Below are 20162 nucleotides of genomic sequence, written 5' to 3'. Positions count from 1 at the left end.
TACTGCCGTTAGATAAATAAACAAATTACAGATTCAATGAGGTTAAAAATCCTTATTTTCTCTTGTCTATTCCTGACAGGACATGCTCTTTTCGCGCAAAGCGGATATTATGAAGACGCCTATAGATTTGGTCATGTTAAACCTAGTGGTTCATCAAGAATCATGGGAATTGGCGGGACGCAATGGTCGATTGGAGGAGATGTTTCCAATATCGCAGGTAACCCTGCCGGACTTGGTTTCTTTAGAACTTCAGAAGCTAGTGTTTCTTTAGGATATTCAGATTGGAAAGTTAATACCATCTATCTCGATCAAAATAAGTCATACAGTACTACCAATTTCAATCTTCCTAACTTGAGTTATGTGATGGCTAATCCAAAATTGGATTTAGGAAGAAGTGGATTTAAAGGAGGGGCGTTCGGTATCAGTATTCAAAGGATAGCCAATTTCAATACAGAATATGGCTTTTTCTCTGATGAAATAGGGAATACTTCCATTATTGATTTCTATTTACAAGATGCAAATGGAATTCCTGAGTCACAGATTGAATCATTTGGAATCACGGGACTGGCCTACAGTACCTACCAAATCAATCCTATAATTTTTGATGATAACGGGAATGTAATAAACAATCCAAACACCTATGATTCATTCGTAACGGGATTTCCATTTCAAGATGAAAATGTGCGTCAAGAGGGTAATTCTAATCAAATCACTTTCAGTTATGGAGCAAATTTCAATCATAAAGTATTTGTCGGAGGTTCCTTGGGTATTAGAAACTTAACTTTTTCTTCAATAAAAACTTATAATGAAGAATTTCCAGACGGTCCTTTAATAAGCTCTTCTTTGGGTGAAAGACTATACATCAATGGTTCTGGAATCAATTTAAACTTAGGCTTGATCTACAAACCTATTGATTATGTGAATTTAGGGTTCACATTCCAGACCCCTACTTGGTATGCCTTGAATGAAGAATACGAGGCTAGTATGACTGCTAATTATGATAATTATGAATTTGAGCAGGAAGGGGTTACACTGGGTAGAGTTGAAGCAGTTTCGGATTTTATTTTAGGTTCCTATAATCTTAACACCCCGTTGAAACTAGGTGGAGGAGCCACTTTTTTCTTAGGTAAAAACGGTTTTATATCTGCTGATTTGGATTGGGTAGATTATAGCAATGCTAATATAAAAAGCAGAGACTTTGACGAAGGCCCCGATAACCAAGCGATTAAAAGTACTTACACAAGCACGATCAACTATCGTTTCGGAGCTGAGTTTAGATTCAATGTTCTAAGACTGAGAGGAGGCTATGCTTACTATGGTGACCCAATAGCTAATTCTGAATTCGATAGAAGCACAAATCAAATCAGTGGTGGTATAGGAGCCAAATTCAATAAATTCTCCATTGACTTGGCGCTTATAAATCAATCTTCTAAAGGCCTATACAGCAGCTATCAAGTTTTAGATGCTCAAAACAATAACATTGGGCCTGTTACAGAGTTAGAGAATAAAATATTTACCGGAATGCTTACGGTAGGCTTTAATTTTTAAGCAGATTAATCAATTCCGACATTAAAAGCTCAGCGGAGAAATCTTCACCGCTGAGCTTTATTTTTGCCTGGTCATAAAAATATTCCCGATCAGCGAGTAGACTTTTCAATTTCAAAGTAATTTCTCCTTGATCCAATCCTCTAAACATAGGTCTATTCTGAACTTTCGATCCCCCAAGCCTAGAAGAAATCTCTTCCAAGGGCACATCTAAGTAAACCGATATCCCATGCTGATTGATTAGGTCCATATTGTCATTAAAACATGGACACCCTCCTCCTGAAGCCAGGACATAGGATTCATCCTGTTCCAATACCTTTTTTAAAGATTCAGTCTCCCATTCTCTAAAGGTTCCTTCTCCATATTGGGAAAAAATCTCTGGAATTCTCATTGAATAATTTTCCTCAATCAAATTATCCAGATCATAATATGGAAAGTCTAAGACGCTTGCAAGCTGACGTCCAAAGGTACTTTTTCCAGATCCTGGTAGACCAATTAAGACAACCTTCAGTTGTTTTTTCATGGAACAAATAAATCGATCACCTCCCCTGCTTCCGGGGTATTGTTATGATGAAATTTTGCTAAAACAACTCCATTTTTCAAAACCATAATTCCAGGATTAGCTCGAATCATAGTCTTGACAACAGTAGCATCAGCTTGAAGTCCAGTAATGCCCCAATTTCTAGATGCAATAAGTTGATTGATTTCTTCTTGAGTAGCTGCTCCGACAAAGACCACTTCTACAGGTGACCCATTAAGGTTTTGAACCAAAGCATCCATTTCTGGAAGATGATCCTCATTCATTTTGGACATGTTACTGACCAAGAAAACCACTTTATTTCCGTTAAACATTTCGGCTGAATAATCACCATCTTCATTCCAAACAGCAAAATCTGAAATCTTTGGTAGGTTCTCTGGGTTTTTCAGATTCATCTCGACAAACTCATAACTTTCATCTGTAGGATATTGGTCAAAAGTCACAGTCTCCCCGTCTTTTTTCATAACATAGGAATAAAGCAAAGGAGCGGAAGGCTGCATCGCTTCTGGGATATTAACTCCCACTTTATAAGCTCGGAAATCTATAAATGGCAAATTTCTTATTGCTGTAATTGAAAGCACAAATGAAATGATCATTACGGCTCCAACAATACTCTTTGCCCACTTGGGAGAACTTTTTGGAAGGCTTTCCCTAAAGAAAAACAAAAAGCTAATCATCACTAGTAAAATAATGTCTTTGTAAAAAGACTCCCAAGGGGTCAATTTAATCGCATCACCGAAGCATCCACAATCTGTTACTTTGTTGAAATAGGCAGAATAGAATGTCAGAAATGTAAAAAACAAAATCATGAGTCCTAATGCCCAGACAGTGAGTTTACTCCTCACACCCAGGATCAGCATGACTCCCAAAACTACCTCTACCACTACCAAGAAGACTCCTATATAAAGCGCAAATGGCTTTAGATAATAAAAGAACCCTGCTATGTCGTTGGAAAAAACATCGAAATATTCTTCAAGCTTGATGGCTGTGCCGACAGGATCATTGACTTTTATTAGTCCGGAGAAAATAAATAATCCTCCAACTAATAGCCGGAGAATCCATAGAAATGCTTCTTTAATCATGGTGATATCCTAATTTGATCAAGCAAAATACAGAGTAATTGATCATATCCTGATAATTGGCTTCAATTCCTTCAGAAACAAGCGTCTTTCCAGCATTATCCTCTATTTGTTTTACTCTCAAAAGTTTCATTAAAATAATATCTGTCATAGAGCTAACTCGCATATCCCGCCAGGCCTCTCCGTAATCATGGTTTTTATTTTCAAGAAGACTTTTTGTTTCAAAAGCCCATTTATCATAAGTAGGCTCTAAATCCTCAAAAGGAATCTCCATTCTTTCATCTTCTGAAAAACTGATTTGAAGAAGGGCTATGAGACAGTAATTGATAATCCCAACAAACTCATCCACAATCGGGTCATTCACTTTTTGGCTTCCCTTTTCTTGGATAGATCGAATTCTTTGGGCTTTTATAAAAATCTGATCAGTGATTGAGGAAAGTCTCAAAACTCTCCAAGCAGTACCATAATCAATAGTTTTCTTACGAAATAATTCTTTACAACGGCTGATAACTTGTGTATATTCGTTGCTAGTTTGAGTCTCCAAAATTTATATAAGTTTTAATGTTTCCTGATAAGGGAGTTTCTTCTTTCGAAGATAAATTATTTCCCCAAAAATATACATTTCAAATCAACGGACGGCTTCATGTTTGGAACAGTCCCAAGATAATGGGTATTTTAAATGTAACACCTGACTCTTTTTTTGGAAAAAGCAGAACCAATCCAAATTCTAATGAGTTCTATGAGCAGGTGGCAAGATTCGTCAGCGAAGGAGCTGACATTCTTGATGTGGGAGGTTATAGCACTCGTCCAGGAGCAGCTGAGGTTTCGGAAACAGAAGAATTGGACAGAGTTTTACCAGCAATTCGCTGGATCAGCGAAAATTTCCCCGACACATTAATTTCAATTGATACTTTTCGTTCCAAAGTAGCTGTTGAAGCAATTAAAGCAGGAGCTCATATTGTCAATGATATTTCAGCTGGCGAATTAGATCCTGAAATGCTCCCAGCAGTGGGATCGTTAAAAGTTCCTTATATAGCGATGCATATGCGGGGTAATCCTAAGAATATGCAAGAACTAACGAATTATTCCGATATTTTAGGAGAAATATTGAACTATTTCGCTGAAAAACTGGAACAATTCAAAAAGTTTGGCATCAAAGATGTAATTATTGATCCAGGTTTTGGATTTGCAAAAAGCATCCAGCAAAACTTTTGGTTGCTCAAAAATTTGAGCCATTTTCAGTGTTTATCATTACCGATTTTGGTGGGCTTATCCCGCAAATCGATGATTTATAAAACTTTGCAAGTAGAACCCGATGAAGCATTAAATGGGACCACTGCTTTGCACATGTTTGCGCTCTGTCAAGGTGCAAACATCCTTAGAGTACATGACGTAAAAGAAGCTAAAGAAACAATTAAATTATATCACACAATTTACCCTTGATCCTACTATTTAAAATCGGATTTTTAGACATTTCCATCGTCAATATGATTGATATTGCGTTGGTTGCTGCGCTATTATATCAGATTTACAAATTGTTGAAAGGTAGTGTGGCCATTAAAATCTTTTTAGGCTTCCTCTCCATTTACCTTATTTATTTATTGGTTCGGGCCCTCAGAATGGAGCTCCTTTCAGCCATATTGGGTCAGTTCATGGGAGTTGGTGTGATTGCTGCAATTATCATTTTTGCTCCAGAAATAAGAAAATTCCTTTTGTTGATAGGTAGATCATCTTTCTTGTCAGACGATAATGTTTGGAAAGACATTTTATTTTTCTGGCGAAAGCGAGAAAATTCGGCATTCAATATCAGTCCTATCATTGATGCCTCAAAAACTCTAGCCGGTAGTAATACAGGTGCTTTGATGGTAATTTCCAGCAGTACAGAATTGAAATTTTATGCAGAAAGTGGAGATATTTTGGACGCTGACCTTTCCAAAAGACTTTTGATTTCTATTTTCAATAAATACAGTCCTTTACACGATGGAGCTGTGATCATTTATAATGGCAAAATCAAAGCAGCCAGATGTATCCTACCCGTTACCGAGAGGGAAGTTCCTGCTCAGTTTGGATTAAGACACAGAGCTGCAATAGGAATGTCTGAAGCTACCGATACATTGGTTTTGATCGTTTCTGAAGAAACAGGTCAATTGTCTATGGCTAAAAATGGAAAAATCCTTCACAATTTATCTTTCCAAGAAGTCAGGGAAACTATCAATGACTATTTGAACAATGAAGACGTCGATAGCCGATTTGAAAATATCGAGGATTACGAAATGAAGAAAAAAAGAAAGCTGGCGATGACCAGCAAATCACAATAAAAAGACAAGCCTCCACTTGTCTTTTTTTTATTTTTTAAATTTTCCTTTTTGATTACCTCTCATAAAAGCATTCCCCCATAAAAAAATTTCTTCTGGGCATTTGTGATATAATAAAGCAAGTTGTTTTCCAGTTAACTCTAATAGGAATGCTAGAAAAATTAAATTTAGTTTTAGCGAGTACCTAAGCTGGTTTAATCTTTGCTTCGGATAAAACCTATCACTCTAAAAATTTGATAAAAAGTAATCTTCACTCATGAAAAAACCTCATTTCGTTCAACTTGCCATCGTTTTTATACTTTTTTCGGCAGGGGCTTGGGCAACACAGGCGTACATACCTGAATTGAAGAAGCAATTGAAAGAAACCTATTCTATTCTAACCAATGATTCTGAGTCAGCTAGAAAAAGATCAGAAATAGAAGAGCCTATCGAAATTGAAGTTCCAATACCTAGGGTGATCCCTCCTATTCCCGAACAGCTTATTACTAAAGAATATGACAAGCATCTTTATGCTGCGGAATATAACGGGATTGGAATTATCGAAAGCGAGGATCACTTTTATGACCTAATCAGGGAAGAAAAACTTGTTCCAATAGATAAAGGAAAAGGATATGAAGTGATGAAGCTAACCCATAGTCATCCTTTCGTTACCCCCTATTCAAAAACGATTTTGGAGGAATTAGGACTGGCTTTTCAAATAATTACAGATGATAAAAGCTTTTTTACGCTCACTTCTGTCACTAGGACTCCAGAACAACAGCAAAGTTTAAGAAAGAGAAATCGCAATGCAACATCCGGAGTCAGCTCCCACTCATATGGAGTTTCATTTGACATCTCTTACATCAGATTTAACGGAAAGAAGCGATTCAGCAGAAATACCCAGAAAAAATTGGAAACGATTCTAAATGAATTTCAGGATGCAGGCAAAATTTTCTTCATCAAAGAAAGAAAACAAAGCTGCTACCATGTCACCGTTAGATAAACATTATCTAGTTTTATTTCTTTTAAAATTTAGAGAATAGCACAATATTCATTAGCCGAAAAGACATAAAAAAGCCGGAAACCTAATTTAGATTTCCGGCTTTTTTATGATTTTCCTTCAATTAAATAGAAGTTATTGTTTTGGCAATCATCAAATTACTCCCAATTCTTTTCCTACTTCAGTGAAAGCTTCAATGGCTTGATCCAAATGATGTCTCTCATGCCCAGCTGAAATCTGAACTCTTATTCTTGCTTGACCTTTTGGTACAACCGGATAATAGAACCCGATTACATATATTCCTTTTTCGAGAAGTTTTTCAGCCATTTTTTGTGAAAGTACCGCATCATATAGCATAACTGGAACAATCGGGTGTGTACCCGGCTTCATATCAAATCCTGCTTCAGTCATTTTAGCTCTAAAATACTGAGTGTTTTCTTCCAGTTTATCTCTCAAAGCAGTTGTTTCAGTCAACAAATCAAATACTGCTATGGAAGCTCCAGTAATGGATGGTGCCAAAGTATTAGAGAACAAATAAGGTCTGGATCGCTGACGCAATAACTCAATGATCTCTTTTCTACCTGAAGTAAAACCTCCAGATGCTCCACCCAAAGCTTTTCCTAATGTACCAGTGATGATATCAATCTTACCCATCACTCCACAATGCTCGTGAACACCACGTCCGGTTTTACCCATAAATCCAGTTGAGTGGCATTCATCAGACATGACTAATGCACCGTATTTTTCTGCCAACTCCACGATTTTATCAAGTTGAGCAATTGTTCCATCCATGGAGAAAACTCCATCTGTCACAATAATTTTTTGTTTCGCTCCTTTTGCATCGGCATCTTTCAGCTGTTGCTCGAGGTCAGCCATGTTATTATGCTCGTATCTGAATCGCATGGCTTTACAAAGTCTCACGCCATCGATAATTGAAGCATGGTTTAAAGCATCCGAAATAATAGCATCTTCCGGACCTAAAATCGGCTCAAATACACCTCCATTGGCATCAAAAGCCGCCGCGTATAGAATGGTGTCTTCAGTGCCAAGGAACTCAGAAATTTTCTTCTCAAGCTCTTTATGGATATCCTGTGTTCCGCAGATAAATCTTACAGAGGACATTCCAAATCCGTGAGAATCAATGGCAGCTTTTGCAGCTTCAATTACTTTGGGATGCGATGAAAGCCCCAAATAATTATTGGCACAAAAATTCAGTACTTTCTGACCTCCTGTGATTGTGATTTCTGCCGCTTGTGGAGAGGTTATGACACGCTCTTTTTTAAATAGTCCCGCTTCTTCGATGCCTTTAAGCTCTTCTACCAATTTGGGTTTTATTCTATCGTACATGTTGAATAAAAAGGATTAATAGTTCAAAATCTCTTATTTTCCGTCAATCAAAAAGTCCTGCTAGACTTTATATTTTTCTTACTTTTGCGATTGTTATCCCAAATATAAACAAAAACCTAAAGCTCCCCTTTGGGCTCTTTTTGAAAGAATTTACCATGGAAAAAATCCTTGTCATCGGCGCCGCCGGACAACTTGGTTCTGAACTTACCAAATCTCTTAGTGATCTTTATGGTGGTGAGCAAGTTATCGCCACAGATTTAAATGAATCAGCCCGTTCCAAATTCGACTATTGCAAGTTTGAGGTATTGGACATCATGGATAAAGAGGCTGCCAGAAAGCTGGTCAAATCCGAAAATGTCAAGCAGATATATCACTTGGCTGCTGTTTTATCAGCGACAGGGGAGAAAAACCCACTTTTTGCCTGGGATTTAAACATGGACAGTTTGCTGTTTGTGTTGGAAATAGCAAAGGAGTTCAAACTGGACAAGGTTTATTGGCCATCTTCTATTGCGGTTTTTGGTCCTAATACGCCAAAAGTAAATACACCTCAGTATTGTGTGAAAGAACCTAACACTGTCTATGGTATCTCCAAGCAAGCCGGTGAAAGATGGTGCGAATATTATTTTCAAAAATTCAATGTGGATGTAAGAAGCCTTCGATATCCTGGTCTGATCGGATATAAGTCACTTCCAGGAGGTGGTACCACAGATTATGCAGTAGATATTTATCATAAAGCTTTAGCAGGCGAAAAATTCAATTGTTTCCTTCGAGAAGACAGTTATTTGCCGATGATGTATATGCCTGACGCCATCAAAGCGACATTAGATTTAATGCATGCCCCGACCGATACTGTAAAAATCAGATCCAGCTACAATCTTTCCTCAATGAGTTTCGCTCCAAAGGAGATTTATCAGAGCATTTTAAAACATATCCCAGATTTTCAAATAGAATATAAACCTGATTTCCGCCAGGCAATTGCAGATAGCTGGCCTGATAGCATTGATGATTCCCATGCTACCAAGGACTGGGGTTGGCAACCAGAATATGATTTGGACAAAATGACCGAAGACATTCTAAAAAATCTCCCCAATTATAAGTTTTAAAATAAGCGCCTGAGTTATAAAATTCAGGCGTTTTTTTATTGTATTTTACCACTAACCCCCAAAGACTTTAGAACTTATCATAAAATGGTTATTTTTCCATTCAGCGATAAACCCATGTCAAGCACAAGAATTTACATATTACTCAGTACTGCTGTTGTTTTGACAGTCTTTGGCTTCCTGCTTTTTGGGAATGAAAAGGAATTAGATTTCAGCACTCAGATAAAACCTATCCTGAACAAACATTGCATCTCTTGTCATGGAGGTGTCAAAAAAAACGGAGGGTTCAGTGTGCTTTTTCGTGAAGAGGCTTTGGCGATCACTGAATCAGGTCATCCGGCTATCATTCCAGGAGATCCTAATAACAGTGAGTTGATCAAAAGACTGACTGAGTCTGATCCAGAATTGCGAATGCCTTATGATAAGGAGCCGCTTTCTGAAGAAGAAATCGATCTTTTGAAAACCTGGATCAAACAAGGCGCAAACTGGGGGAAACACTGGGCTTATGAGCCTGTCGAGGAACCAAAAGAAGTTCAGGAAATCTTTCAAGCAGGAATTTCAGGTAACTCTGGATCCCAAAACCCAAACCCCATTGATTTTTATGTAGAAGAAAAGCTAGAAGAATTTGGTTTAGCTTTTTCTCCTGTAGAAAATTCCAATAAACTACTAAGAAGAGTTTCTTTGGATATCACAGGTTTGCCTCCGTCTGATTCCTTGATTTCACTCTATGAAAATGGAAAAATCAGTTATGATGAAGCTGTGGACTATTTATTGGCACAGCCAACTTACGGGGAAAAATGGGCAAGCTGGTGGCTGGATCTTGCCAGATATGCCGATACCAAGGGATATGAAAGAGATGTATCCAGAACTCTTTGGCCTTTTAGGGACTATGTGATTAAATCCTTCAATAAAGACAAGCCCTTTGATCAATTTACAATAGAGCAGCTAGCAGGAGATTTACTGCCAAATCCTACGGAAGAACAATTAACCGCTACGGCCTTTCATCGAAATACCATGAATAACGATGAAGGTGGAACCCAAGATGAAGAGTTCAGAGTGTCTGCAGTGCTGGACAGACTAAATACAACTTACGAAGTATGGCAAAGCACCACAATGGCATGCGTGCAGTGTCACAGTCATCCTTATGATCCTATTCGGCAGGAGGAGTTTTATGAATCTGCGGCATTCTTTAACAATACCCGTGATGAAGATACGCATGATGAGGAACCAAGACTTCGCTTTTACTCGGTTAAGGAAAAGACTGACATAGGCAAAATCTTGAATTGGGTAGAGGAATACAAAGGTGAAGAAGCAGCCAAAAAGAGAAAGGATTTTCTGACTTTCTTCGAACCGAAATATGAGGCACATATTGCAACTGATTTTGACAAAGCGGAATTGGTCGACACCAAGTGGCTCGGAATATGGTCAGGAGGCTCTGCATATCTAAAAAATATCGACACACAAGGTTCTGATCAGCTATTGATGAATTACCGAACTGGGATGGACGGTTCGAAAATCACTATTCAAAAAGATGGGCCTGAAGGGGAAATCCTTTCGCAGTTTACCATCAATAAGACCAAAGGTGAAGTTATCGGTGCTTTCCCATTCAAAGAAATCCAAGGTCAAAACGATCTATATATTTCTGTTTTCAATCCAAATGCTAAACCTCAGCAGACCACATCCATTATCGTCTGGTTTGCTTTTGTTCCAACTCTTCCTGGCGAAGATCAAAACGGGTATGATTCTATCCAGAACTCATGGCAAAACATACTGGAATTCAAAGGAACCAAACTACCAATTCTGATAGAGAATCCAGAGTACATGAAACGGGAAACCCGGGTTTTTGAGCGAGGTAACTGGTTGATGCTCGGTGAAAAGGTTTCTCCTGGAGTTCCAAAAGAACTGAATTCCTGGAAATCTGAATGGCCAAAAAACAGATTAGGTTTTGCTTACTGGATGGTGGATCAGGAAAATCCTTTAACCTCAAGAACATTGGTAAACCGGGTTTGGGACCAGCTTTTTGGAAGAGGTTTGGTGAGTACGCTGGAAGATATGGGCACTCAATCAGATCCTGCCTCACATCCAGAATTATTGGATTATCTGGCCTGGGAAACGATGACAAGCTACGATTGGAGTATCAAAAAACTGATTAAACAGATTGTCACTTCCAAAACTTATAAACAAAGCTCAGTAGTTTCTCCTGAACTTTTCGCCAAAGACCCTCAAAATAAATGGTATGCAAGAGGGCCTCGAGTGAGATTGAGTGCAGAGCAGATCCGAGATCAGGCACTTGCCAGTGCTGAGCTCCTTTCCCACAAAATGTATGGACCAAGTGTCAAACCTCCACAGCCAGAAGGGATTTGGCAGACAGTTTATAATGGAGAGTCCTGGAAAGAAGCCGAAGGCGAGGATCGCTATAGACGAGGAGTTTATACCTTTATTAAGCGAACGAGCCCCTACCCATCTTTTATTACTTTCGATGCAGGCAGTAGGGAAGTTTGTATCAGTAGAAGGATTGTAACGAATACGCCTTTGCAAGCCTTAGTGACTTTAAATGATCCGGTCTATCTAGAAGCTGCTTCTCACCTGGGAAAATTAATGATTGATCAGAATCCTAATCCGTCAAAAGCAATTGCTTATGGCTATGAAAAACTGATGCTGGTGCCAATTTCAGAACAAAAACTAAAGGTGCTGACAAGCTTATATCAAGAATCTTTCAAAGAATTCAAGAATGATTCGACCGCTATGAATGAGTTTGTTTTGCTGAAAGATATGCAAATAACACCTGAATTAGCTTCAATGACCGTGGTGGCAAATGCTTTAATGAATCTGGATGAATTCCTTACCAAACCTTAATGAAATCGAACATGAATTCAGCGAAAATCTTTGAAATGATTAGAATCCATGCGGGATTTCAAAAGGCCTTTGAAATAAAATTATAAACACATGAAACAAGTCGAAAAGTTGATTCAAGAGCTCAACCAGCAGAAACTGGAAAGGCAAACCAGACGACATTTCTTGATGGATTGTGTCAGTAAAATGGGCGGTTTAGCACTTGCTCCATTGATGTTTGGGTGCGATTTAGGGGGTTCCAAATCTGGGTCATCTGGTTTGAATTTGAGTGAAAGGGATCTAAATCCTTTGGCTCCTTTACCTCCACCATTTGCAGGAAAAGCCAAGTCAATCATTTACCTCCACATGGCAGGTGCGCCTTCTCAATTAGAACTATTTGATTTCAAACCCGAATTAGCAAAATATCACAATCAGCCTTGTCCTGAATCACTTTTGGAAGGAAGAAAATTCGCCTTTATCCGAGGAGTCCCTAATCTCTTGGGACCTCAGGCAAATTTTGCGCAGCATGGAGAATCAGGAGCTTGGGTTTCTGACTTTCTCCCCCACTTTTCAAAGGTGGTTGATGAAGTGGCATTTCTAAAAGCAGTTCATACCGATCAATTCAATCATGGTCCTGCGCAGCTTTTCATGCAAACAGGAAGTCCAAGACTTGGCAGACCGAGTTTGGGAAGCTGGGTTACTTATGGGCTAGGAACAGAAAATCAAAATTTACCAGGGTTTGTGGTCTTGACTTCAGGTGGAAAAACGCCTGATGCCGGAAAGAGTGTCTGGGGAAGTGGATTTCTACCTTCTGTATACCAAGGAGTGCAATGCCGCTCGAAGGGAGACCCTGTGTTATACTTGAAAGATCCAGATGGTATGTCTAGGGACATGAAGAAAAATCTGGTTACCGCTATCAACGATGTAAATAAAGAGGAATTTAATGCCTATGGTGATCCTGAAATTTTGGCCAGAATCAACCAATACGAAATGGCATACCGAATGCAGATCGAGGTTCCCGAAGTAATGAATATCAATGAGGAACCTGAATACATTCACGAGCTATATGGCACTAAACCTGGGGCTGAATCTTTTGCCAATAACTGTTTATTAGCTAGAAAATTGGTAGAAAAGGGAGTTCGCTTTGTGCAGTTATATGATTGGGGCTGGGATACACATGGTACAGACCATGATGGCTCTATTGACATGGGGCTTCGAAATAAATGTCGTGAAATAGACCGACCGATGTCTGCTCTTTTGCTGGATTTGAAGCAAAGAGGATTATTGGAAGATACTTTGGTGGTCTGGGGAGGAGAATTTGGCAGAACTCCGATGCAGGAAAACCGAGAAGGGAAAACCCAAAGCTTCTTGGGAAGAGATCACCACGGAGACGCATTTACTATGTGGATGGCTGGAGGAGGTATCAAAAAAGGAGCTAGCTATGGCATAACCGATGATTTTGGTTTTTCGGGAATTGGGGAGCAGGTTTCTGTTCATGATATCCATGCGACCATTTTACATTTGATGGGTTTTGATCATGAAAAATTCACTTATGATTTCCAAGGAAGACCGTTCCGCCTAACGGATGTTGAAGGTGAATTAATCCGAAAAATTGTAGCCTAAGCATGCACGCAATCACAAAAATCCTCCTGGTTATTTTACTGGGAATGTTACCATACAGCCTTTTGGCTCAAAAGAAACTGATGTTTTTCCAGACGGATTGGGGCAATCAATTGCCCATGGATGAATTTCTTGCCAAGGTTAAATCTGATGGATACGATGGAATTGAAGTTTGGATGCCAGGATCTGATGAGGCAAGAGCAACTCTGAAAAATGGACTTGATAAATATGGGTTGAAAGTTATTTTCCTTAACGGAACCAATAAAAGCCTTCCCTTTGAGCAATCTCTCAGAGCCTATGAAAAAGGCCTTCAGGAAATCATCGGATGGAATCCAGTAAAAATCAATAATCATACGGGAAGTGATTTCTGGACAGAAGAGCAAAATCTGGAGTTTTTGAAAATAGCAGATCGACTTGCAAAGGCATCTGGAATTCCAATCATTCATGAGACCCATCGAGGAAGATTTTCCTATACCCTGCCTGCTGCAGTTTCCATGTTGGAAAAGTTTCCAGAATTGAAATATAACTTGGATATCAGTCATTGGATGGTTGTACATGAGAAACTCATTCAGAAAACCGATTCTCAACTCCAAAAAATCATGCCTTCGGTGGAGCATATTCACGCTAGAGTAGGATTTGCTGAGGGACCGCAAGTAAACAATCCGGCTGCACCTGAGTGGAAAAATGCTTTAAAAGTACATTTAGATATCTGGGAAGAGATCATCAGAAATTCGGATGATGAAACCTTTACCATCACTACAGAATTTGGTCCACCTCCTTATTTGCCTACCATACCTTTTACCAATAAACCTATTGCAGATCAATGGGAAGCCAATGTCTTTATCATGAAAGCTATTCAAGAACGCTTCGCAAATGATTGATTTTATTTTACCCCTTTTCGGTAGGTTTCATCCGATTCTGGTTCACCTTCCTATCGGTATTTTAGCCTTTGGAATCATCTTGGTTTTCCTGTCTGGGAAGGACGAATCAAAACATTTTTCCTCTATCAAAATAGCATTCCTACTTGGTGGAATTGCGGCTGTATTATCGTCTATTTCTGGATTTCTTCAGTATCAATACGAAGGCTACACCTGGGAAACTGTTCAGTTCCATTTCATTTTGGGTTGGTGTACAGCATTGACGGCCTTTTGGCTTTTTTATGAAACCAATAAACTCAATTCCTTTCCTAGCTATTTTAAAATCAAATCAGCTGGGCTCTTTGGGCTTTTGCTTTTCACAGGTCATTTAGGAGGAAATATCACACATGGAGAGGAATATTTAATAGAAGTTTTGCCATCAGAGATCCAAGGAGCCTTGGGTTATGAACTGGAACCAGAAAAACAACTGATTATTCCTGAGCAGGGCTGGGAGGAATTAGCTTATTTCGAGCAAGTGGTCCAGCCAATTCTAAATCAAAACTGCAAGAGCTGCCATAATCCAAAAAATAAAAAAGGGGATCTGGATCTTACTAGTTATCAGGTCTTAATGGAGGGTGGTGAGGATGGAACTGTGATGACAGCCGGAAATGCTAAATCAAGTCCGCTTTTTAGTCGACTGATCCTTCCCAAGGAAGACGAAGATCATATGCCTCCAAAAGAAAAAAAACAGCCTCTAAAGGAGGAAATCGAGCTGATAAAAGCGTGGATAGATTTAGGAGGAACTACTGACTCAAAACTTGGAGAGGCAAAAATCACAACAGAAACTCTGGAGCCTTTTTTCTACAAAGAAGTAAAACCATTCTATCCTGTCACAGAAGTAGAAGCTGCCAGCGAGTCAAGTATTTCAGATTTGAAAGAGGCTGGTTTTTTTGCGGAGACTGTAGCGGAGGAATCTAATTGGTTGATGATTTCCTGTATCAATTTTCAGTCTTTTTCAGATAGTGATTGGTTCAACTTAAAGCCTGTACAAAATCAGATCGTTTACCTTGACCTTACTGGAACTCAGGTTTCAAACCAGATTTTGGATAGTTTGGGCACATTACCTAACCTGACGGTTTTAAAGCTGAATGAAACTGCTATTGATGGAAGTTCCTTAGAAAAGCTAGAAGCCAATAAACAGCTAAAACATTTATATCTGAATAAAACCAAAATTGATATTGGAAGAATAGGTAGTTTGAATAATCATCCTAGCCTTGAAAAAGTTTTTGCTTTTGATACGCCCGCGGCAGAAACCGAAAATCCAGGGAAATTCAGTTTCTACCTTGAAATCGGGAAGTATCAACTACCAGCCTTACCGACAGATACAATCGTTTATTGACCGAGGTGCTTGCTAATTTCATCGGAGTCAAACCCCAAAGTCAATTTGCCATCAGGATAAACAATGACAGGCCTTTTGATCATACTTGAATTTTCCACCAAAATTTCAAGCGCCTGATCAGTAGAATTCAAAGCTTCTTTCGTTTCCTCGTCTTGTTTCCGATAGGTAGTCCCTTTTTTATTTACCAAAGATTCTAAATCGGTCTTTTTCAAAAAGCCTTTCAATAAATCCTTGGAAGGCTTCTGTTTTTTGTAATCTATGAATTCGTAATCCACTCCTTTTTCTTGAAGAAAATCAAATGCTTTCTTCATTGTATTGCAATTCTTGATTCCGTAAACTTTAACTGACATGAATATTTTTTTAATGCTAATTTAAAACGAATGATTGAAGCTGGCTTTACTTTTCTCCCCGAATGCTTAAATTTCCTTGAAAAATCCACCCATTGAAAAACAACAACCGGAAACTTGATCAATGCCTGAATTGTGGTTTGGAGCTAAGCCCCGACACCAATTTCTGCCCAAATTGCGGACAGGAAAACAAAGATCAAAAAGTCTCCATTTTCACTTTTGTACAGGATTTCATTTCAAATTACCTGAATTTTGAGACGGTCTTTTTCCAGACTTTACCAGCTTTTTTTCTCCATCCAGGAAGGCTGACAATTACTTTCAATGAAGGAAAAAGAAGAAAATACATTCATCCGATTCGGCTTTATCTGATCAGTTCTCTTTTCTACTTTTTCATCGCTGCTTTGGCAATACCAAATGATGTGGTGGATCAGTTCATGACTGGAACTCTAAGTCCAGAGAAAATCGATCAAAGCACGGGAGGAATGGTCAAGTTTAACATGGATGCAGGAAAAGCCTTGGATTCTCTAAATAGAACTGGAGAATTGGATGAATTGAAAAAGCTAGGAATCAGCATGGATTCTGCAACTATTAAGCTTGATAATATAGAAAAATTCAACCAAGCGGTTGAAGACACTATAAGTCAAGGTAAAAGCGATTGGAGAGAGTTAAGACGCCTTTCTGTGGATCCTGAAATCTCAGATTCTGCGTTTGATAGTGCCATTTCAAAAACCTCATTTGATATCCTAGTGGGACTGGATTCAGAACAGCGGAGAAGATTCGTTGCCAATTCAAGTCTTTTCATATCCAGTGCAGTTCAAAACCTGCCTTTGATGATGTTTATTCTACTTCCTTTTTTTGCGTTTCTTCTTTGGATCATCAACTATAGAAGCAAAAAATTCTATGTAGAACACCTGATCCATGGTTTGCATCTTCATTCCTTTGCCTATATCGTTTATGGATTGGCGATTCTTTGGATCGTAAAAGTTGAAATAGGAATTGCACTTATTTTTATCGCGAGCTTTATATGGGTTACGACTTATACCTATTTATCGATGAAAAATGTATCCAAACAGGGTTGGTTTAAGACTCTATTGAAACTTTGGATCTTAGGTTTCTTTTACTTCACAGTTTTGATGTCCGCAGTCACTTTAGAGCTTTATATTTCACTCATTACTTTTTAATAAAAAAACCGGCCAGAAGCCGGTTTATGATCAATTCATTATCTCTTTGATACTTTCGCGATGAGCATCCAAAATCTTCTGGATAATCTCATCTGAAAGCGCGGTCGATAGGAATAAACTTTCGAATTGCGATGGAGCCAAATAAACTCCTCTCTTGAGCATAGCTTGAAAATATTTGCCGAATAAAGCAGTATCTGAAAGTTTGGCTGATGCAAAATCGTTTACTTCCTGACTTGTGAAAAACAGAGAGTACATGCTTCCCAATCGATTCACTGTAAAATCAAATCCTAGTTCCTTATTTATAGCAATAATCCCATCACTAATCAATTCACCGATGTGGTTCAATCTCGCATATTCTTCAGGGTGTTCGTTGAGATGCTTCAACATGGCTAAACCAGCAGCCATGGCGATTGGGTTACCAGAAAGAGTGCCCGCTTGGTAAACAGGTCCTGCCGGAGAAACAAACTCCATAATCTCTTTCTTACCACCGTAGGCACCTACAGGCATTCCGCCTCCGATGATTTTACCGAGAGTAGTCATATCCGGAGTGACCCCGAACAATTCCTGAGCACCGCCTTTTGCCAATCTAAAGCCAGTCATTACCTCGTCAAAAATCAAAACGATTCCTTCCCGAGTACAGATATCTCTTAAACCTTGTAAATAACCAGGCTTTGGAAGGCAAAGCCCCATATTACCCGGTACTGGTTCTAAGATCAAAGCTGCTATTTCTCCTTTATTGGCTGAAACCAATATTTCGATGGCGTCTAAGTCATTGTAAGGAGCTAGCAGAGTGTCTTTTGCTGTTCCCTGAGTAACACCAGGTGAATCAGGATTCCCCATGGTTATGGCACCAGAACCAGCCGAGATCAAAAAGGAATCACCATGTCCATGGTAATGTCCTTCCATTTTGATGAATTTGTCTCTTCCGGTATATCCTCTTGCCACTCGGATTGCAGACATGGTTGCCTCTGTTCCGGAGTTCACCATTCTTACCTTCTCCACAGAAGGCACCATACTTACAATCAATTCAGCAATTTCTACTTCTTTGGCAGTTGGTGCACCAAAAGAGGTTCCTTCCTCCATGGCTTTAACCACAGCATCTTTGATCATGGGATGGTTGTGTCCCAAAATCATTGGGCCCCAGCTATTGATCAATTCTATAAATTGGTTCCCATCTTCATCGATGAGGTAAGGTCCTTCTGCCTTTTTAATAAAAAGAGGTTCTCCGCCAACGGCTCGAAAAGCTCTTACTGGGGAATTCACTCCACCAGGAATAAAGTTTTGGGCGTGGGCAAACAGCCTTTTGCTTTCTGAAATTTGCATGAATTACTGTAAAGGTTTCAACTCTCCTGCTTCCATCTTGAAAACAGGCACATATTTGTTGTTATTGCTATTCTGGAAATTAAATCCCCAGGTTACTTTTCCTACTTGGAAGACGCTTTGATCGAGATTTCTTCTTAGATCAAAGCCTTTGGAAGGACTCATATTGGTAGATAACCAATAAATCAATTCCCTCCCTAAAACAGCATTGAGACTAGGATAATTCAGGTTTTTGGTAAAGAAATTATCCTTGAATTGCTGCATGCCGTCGGCATTGAATTTCGGAGTATTATTAGAAATGAAGTGGAAGTTAGGATACTCCAACATCTCGAAATTTGCAAAATTGAAGCCGAGCCAAGAATCCATTACCAAGAAAGGCACGGATGCCGTCACTGACTCCATCAGTCCAAATGTCGGTTGAGCGATAGTCGGATCATCAGTTAATAAAATGATCTGATCCACATCCAGTTCTGCACTATCCATTCCAGCTCTGACACCTTGCTTTTGCAAAAAGTCAATGACATTTCGTGGGTTTACTTGCTGAGTTTCGATAACAGAAAAGCCTTTTGCAGTCAATTTTTCATTCAAAAGCATTCCCAATCTTTCATCCCTCGAACTCCCACTGTAGCCAATTGCTACTTTCCTACCCCAATTTTGATTCTGAAGGGTTTCTACCACTCCATCAGCGATTGATTGTACCGATGGTCTGAACAAGTAACTGTATTGAGTATTTTCAAAGCGCTCTCCAAGATTAGAAAGCGGATGAATTAATGGAATTTTTGCGGTTTCTGCGAAAGAACTCACTAGATCCACTTCATCTGGATAAATAGGCCCGATGATCGCATCAGCTTTGGCCACAACAGGATCATTCAAAAGCTCTCGTAAACGGTCCAAATCTCTCTTGGAATCAAATGTGTGCAAGGTCACTTGCTTACCTTCTTCTTTTAATCTTTGAATCGCAAAATCAATCCCTTGATACAATTCGAAAACAAAACTAGATGGTTCAACCGAAGAAATAGAAGCCGAACCAGAGGTAGTAAATGGCAAAATCACGACGATATCCATCACCATATCCTTCACTTCATTTACGCCTCCACCGGCATTTCCCTGAAGTTCATAATAAGCAGCTCTTTCGGTTGCTGAAAGAATCGTTTGGCTTTCCAAAACAGCTTTGACAGCAGCAGTGTATCCTTTATTTTCTTTGAATTCCTGAAGATTGGCTACCAAAAAGCTTGCGCTGGTCTTTTTCAAGTTTTCGAAACTGGCATTTTCTGCCATCTTCTTCACATTATCTTTTTTGATGCCTTTGATAGCTTTGAGAGCCTCTATATTTTGTTGGTTCTGGAAATAAGCCAGCGCCAACATGTATTTTGATTCATCTGCCTTTGTCCAAACTTTATTGGAAACTGTCTGCAAAGCTGTGATTGCCTGAGCGGGTTGATTGGCACCTATAGCCGCCTCTCCGAGATGATATGCAGCATAATTTGATAGATTCCCATATTTATCTGAATCTAAAAATTCCCTGAAAAGCGGCATGGCTTCCCAATAGTTTTTTGAGGCCAAAAAAGATTGGGCTTTTTGATAATCCGCAGGTACATTCTGGGCAAAGCTGAAAGTGATCAGAAAAAAAGCGGATAGTAATAAGAAATATTTTCTCATGTAGCTGAAGGTGAATCAAACATCAAAACAGGGTTTGCAAATTT

At 39.1% G+C, this 20162-nt stretch carries 17 protein-coding genes; 10 read left to right on the top strand and 7 right to left on the bottom strand.

The genetic code is table 11. The features are described from left to right. Positions 1-36: 36 nt before the first annotated feature. Positions 37-1548 carry an OmpP1/FadL family transporter gene (locus J0A69_RS09255; RefSeq protein ID WP_206586275.1) on the top strand — a complete coding sequence of 504 codons (1512 nt, stop codon included), beginning with the start codon at positions 37-39 and terminating at the stop codon, positions 1546-1548. On the opposite strand, the gene J0A69_RS09250 is transcribed toward J0A69_RS09255, so the two are convergent. Genes J0A69_RS09250 through J0A69_RS09240 form a run of 3 tightly spaced genes read right to left on the bottom strand, consistent with a single transcriptional unit; the run spans position 1538 to position 3706 of the window. Further along, on the bottom strand, positions 1538-2068 hold the full coding sequence (locus J0A69_RS09250) for a shikimate kinase (protein WP_206586274.1): 531 nt from the start codon (positions 2066-2068) through the stop codon (positions 1538-1540). The two genes, J0A69_RS09255 and J0A69_RS09250, sit on opposite strands and share 11 nt — an antisense overlap. After that, on the bottom strand, positions 2065-3165 hold the full coding sequence (locus J0A69_RS09245; protein ID WP_206586273.1) for a BT_3928 family protein: 1101 nt from the start codon (positions 3163-3165) through the stop codon (positions 2065-2067). Before J0A69_RS09245 ends, J0A69_RS09250 begins: the two co-directional genes overlap by 4 nt. Further along, on the bottom strand, positions 3158-3706 hold the full coding sequence (locus J0A69_RS09240; RefSeq protein ID WP_206586272.1) for a DUF1599 domain-containing protein: 549 nt from the start codon (positions 3704-3706) through the stop codon (positions 3158-3160). Before J0A69_RS09240 ends, J0A69_RS09245 begins: the two co-directional genes overlap by 8 nt. A gap of 17 nt (positions 3707-3723) precedes the next feature. Between J0A69_RS09240 and folP the strand changes: the two genes are divergently transcribed. From folP to J0A69_RS09225, 3 genes are all read left to right on the top strand, one after another. After that, on the top strand, positions 3724-4605 hold the full coding sequence (gene folP / locus J0A69_RS09235) for a dihydropteroate synthase (protein WP_206586271.1): 882 nt from the start codon (positions 3724-3726) through the stop codon (positions 4603-4605). Continuing rightward, positions 4602-5480 (top strand): diadenylate cyclase CdaA, encoded by an 879-nt coding sequence (gene cdaA, locus J0A69_RS09230; protein ID WP_206586270.1) that lies wholly within the window; start codon positions 4602-4604, stop codon positions 5478-5480. The genes folP and cdaA overlap by 4 nt, the downstream gene beginning before the upstream one ends. Before the next feature lie 253 nt (positions 5481-5733). Continuing rightward, positions 5734-6459 carry a DUF5715 family protein gene (locus J0A69_RS09225; protein ID WP_206586269.1) on the top strand — a complete coding sequence of 242 codons (726 nt, stop codon included), beginning with the start codon at positions 5734-5736 and terminating at the stop codon, positions 6457-6459. Positions 6460-6609: 150 nt separating this feature from the next. On the opposite strand, the gene kbl is transcribed toward J0A69_RS09225, so the two are convergent. Next, complete coding sequence (gene kbl, locus J0A69_RS09220; RefSeq protein WP_206586268.1) at positions 6610-7803, bottom strand: glycine C-acetyltransferase; 1194 nt, start codon at positions 7801-7803, stop codon at positions 6610-6612. A 155-nt stretch (positions 7804-7958) separates the two neighbouring features. Between kbl and J0A69_RS09215 the strand changes: the two genes are divergently transcribed. From J0A69_RS09215 to J0A69_RS09195, 5 genes are all read left to right on the top strand, one after another. Then, on the top strand, positions 7959-8906 hold the full coding sequence (locus J0A69_RS09215; RefSeq protein ID WP_206586267.1) for an NAD-dependent epimerase/dehydratase family protein: 948 nt from the start codon (positions 7959-7961) through the stop codon (positions 8904-8906). Positions 8907-9020: 114 nt separating this feature from the next. After that, a complete protein-coding gene (locus J0A69_RS09210) occupies positions 9021-11759 on the top strand; it encodes a DUF1553 domain-containing protein (protein ID WP_206586266.1) in 2739 nt (912 codons plus the stop codon). Positions 11760-11849: 90 nt separating this feature from the next. Continuing rightward, entirely contained in the window at positions 11850-13358 is a 1509-nt protein-coding gene (locus tag J0A69_RS09205; protein WP_206586265.1) for a DUF1501 domain-containing protein, read from the top strand. 2 nt (positions 13359-13360) lie between these two features. Next, on the top strand, positions 13361-14236 hold the full coding sequence (locus J0A69_RS09200; RefSeq protein WP_206586264.1) for a sugar phosphate isomerase/epimerase family protein: 876 nt from the start codon (positions 13361-13363) through the stop codon (positions 14234-14236). Then, positions 14229-15611 (top strand): c-type cytochrome domain-containing protein, encoded by a 1383-nt coding sequence (locus J0A69_RS09195; RefSeq protein WP_206586263.1) that lies wholly within the window; start codon positions 14229-14231, stop codon positions 15609-15611. The genes J0A69_RS09200 and J0A69_RS09195 overlap by 8 nt, the downstream gene beginning before the upstream one ends. On the opposite strand, the gene J0A69_RS09190 is transcribed toward J0A69_RS09195, so the two are convergent. Then, a complete protein-coding gene (locus J0A69_RS09190; RefSeq protein WP_206586262.1) occupies positions 15605-15961 on the bottom strand; it encodes a Spx/MgsR family RNA polymerase-binding regulatory protein in 357 nt (118 codons plus the stop codon). The two genes, J0A69_RS09195 and J0A69_RS09190, sit on opposite strands and share 7 nt — an antisense overlap. Positions 15962-16053: 92 nt before the next feature. Here J0A69_RS09190 and J0A69_RS09185 point away from each other — a divergent pair, with 92 nt between their 5' ends. Further along, a complete protein-coding gene (locus J0A69_RS09185; RefSeq protein WP_206586261.1) occupies positions 16054-17139 on the top strand; it encodes a DUF3667 domain-containing protein in 1086 nt (361 codons plus the stop codon). A 30-nt stretch (positions 17140-17169) separates the two neighbouring features. On the opposite strand, the gene hemL is transcribed toward J0A69_RS09185, so the two are convergent. Both hemL and J0A69_RS09175 read right to left on the bottom strand, forming a co-directional pair. After that, the gene (gene hemL / locus J0A69_RS09180) at positions 17170-18462 is read right to left on the bottom strand and encodes a glutamate-1-semialdehyde 2,1-aminomutase (RefSeq protein ID WP_206586260.1); all 1293 of its coding nucleotides are present in this window, start codon (positions 18460-18462) and stop codon (positions 17170-17172) included. 3 nt (positions 18463-18465) lie between these two features. Continuing rightward, positions 18466-20118: an ABC transporter substrate-binding protein gene (locus J0A69_RS09175; protein ID WP_206586259.1), complete on the bottom strand. Its 1653-nt coding sequence runs from the start codon at positions 20116-20118 to the stop codon at positions 18466-18468. Positions 20119-20162 lie beyond the last annotated feature (44 nt).

The organism is Algoriphagus pacificus, from assembly GCF_017254845.1.
GTDB classification, from domain to species: domain Bacteria; phylum Bacteroidota; class Bacteroidia; order Cytophagales; family Cyclobacteriaceae; genus Algoriphagus; species Algoriphagus pacificus.
Note: the sequence above shows the minus strand (reverse complement) of the source record. Positions and strands in the feature narration are given on the sequence as shown.

Coding starts and splice junctions, on each gene's coding strand:
- J0A69_RS09175 (WP_206586259.1), bottom strand. CDS start 20,118: ATGAGAAAATATTTCTTATTACTATCCGCTTTTTTTCTGATCACTTTC.
- J0A69_RS09250 (WP_206586274.1), bottom strand. CDS start 2,068: ATGAAAAAACAACTGAAGGTTGTCTTAATTGGTCTACCAGGATCTGGA.
- J0A69_RS09245 (WP_206586273.1), bottom strand. CDS start 3,165: ATGATTAAAGAAGCATTTCTATGGATTCTCCGGCTATTAGTTGGAGGA.
- J0A69_RS09200 (WP_206586264.1), top strand. CDS start 13,361: ATGCACGCAATCACAAAAATCCTCCTGGTTATTTTACTGGGAATGTTA.
- J0A69_RS09225 (WP_206586269.1), top strand. CDS start 5,734: ATGAAAAAACCTCATTTCGTTCAACTTGCCATCGTTTTTATACTTTTT.
- J0A69_RS09255 (WP_206586275.1), top strand. CDS start 37: ATGAGGTTAAAAATCCTTATTTTCTCTTGTCTATTCCTGACAGGACAT.
- J0A69_RS09210 (WP_206586266.1), top strand. CDS start 9,021: ATGTCAAGCACAAGAATTTACATATTACTCAGTACTGCTGTTGTTTTG.
- hemL (WP_206586260.1), bottom strand. CDS start 18,462: ATGCAAATTTCAGAAAGCAAAAGGCTGTTTGCCCACGCCCAAAACTTT.
- J0A69_RS09205 (WP_206586265.1), top strand. CDS start 11,850: ATGAAACAAGTCGAAAAGTTGATTCAAGAGCTCAACCAGCAGAAACTG.
- folP (WP_206586271.1), top strand. CDS start 3,724: ATGTTTCCTGATAAGGGAGTTTCTTCTTTCGAAGATAAATTATTTCCC.
- J0A69_RS09190 (WP_206586262.1), bottom strand. CDS start 15,961: ATGTCAGTTAAAGTTTACGGAATCAAGAATTGCAATACAATGAAGAAA.
- J0A69_RS09215 (WP_206586267.1), top strand. CDS start 7,959: ATGGAAAAAATCCTTGTCATCGGCGCCGCCGGACAACTTGGTTCTGAA.
- kbl (WP_206586268.1), bottom strand. CDS start 7,803: ATGTACGATAGAATAAAACCCAAATTGGTAGAAGAGCTTAAAGGCATC.
- J0A69_RS09195 (WP_206586263.1), top strand. CDS start 14,229: ATGATTGATTTTATTTTACCCCTTTTCGGTAGGTTTCATCCGATTCTG.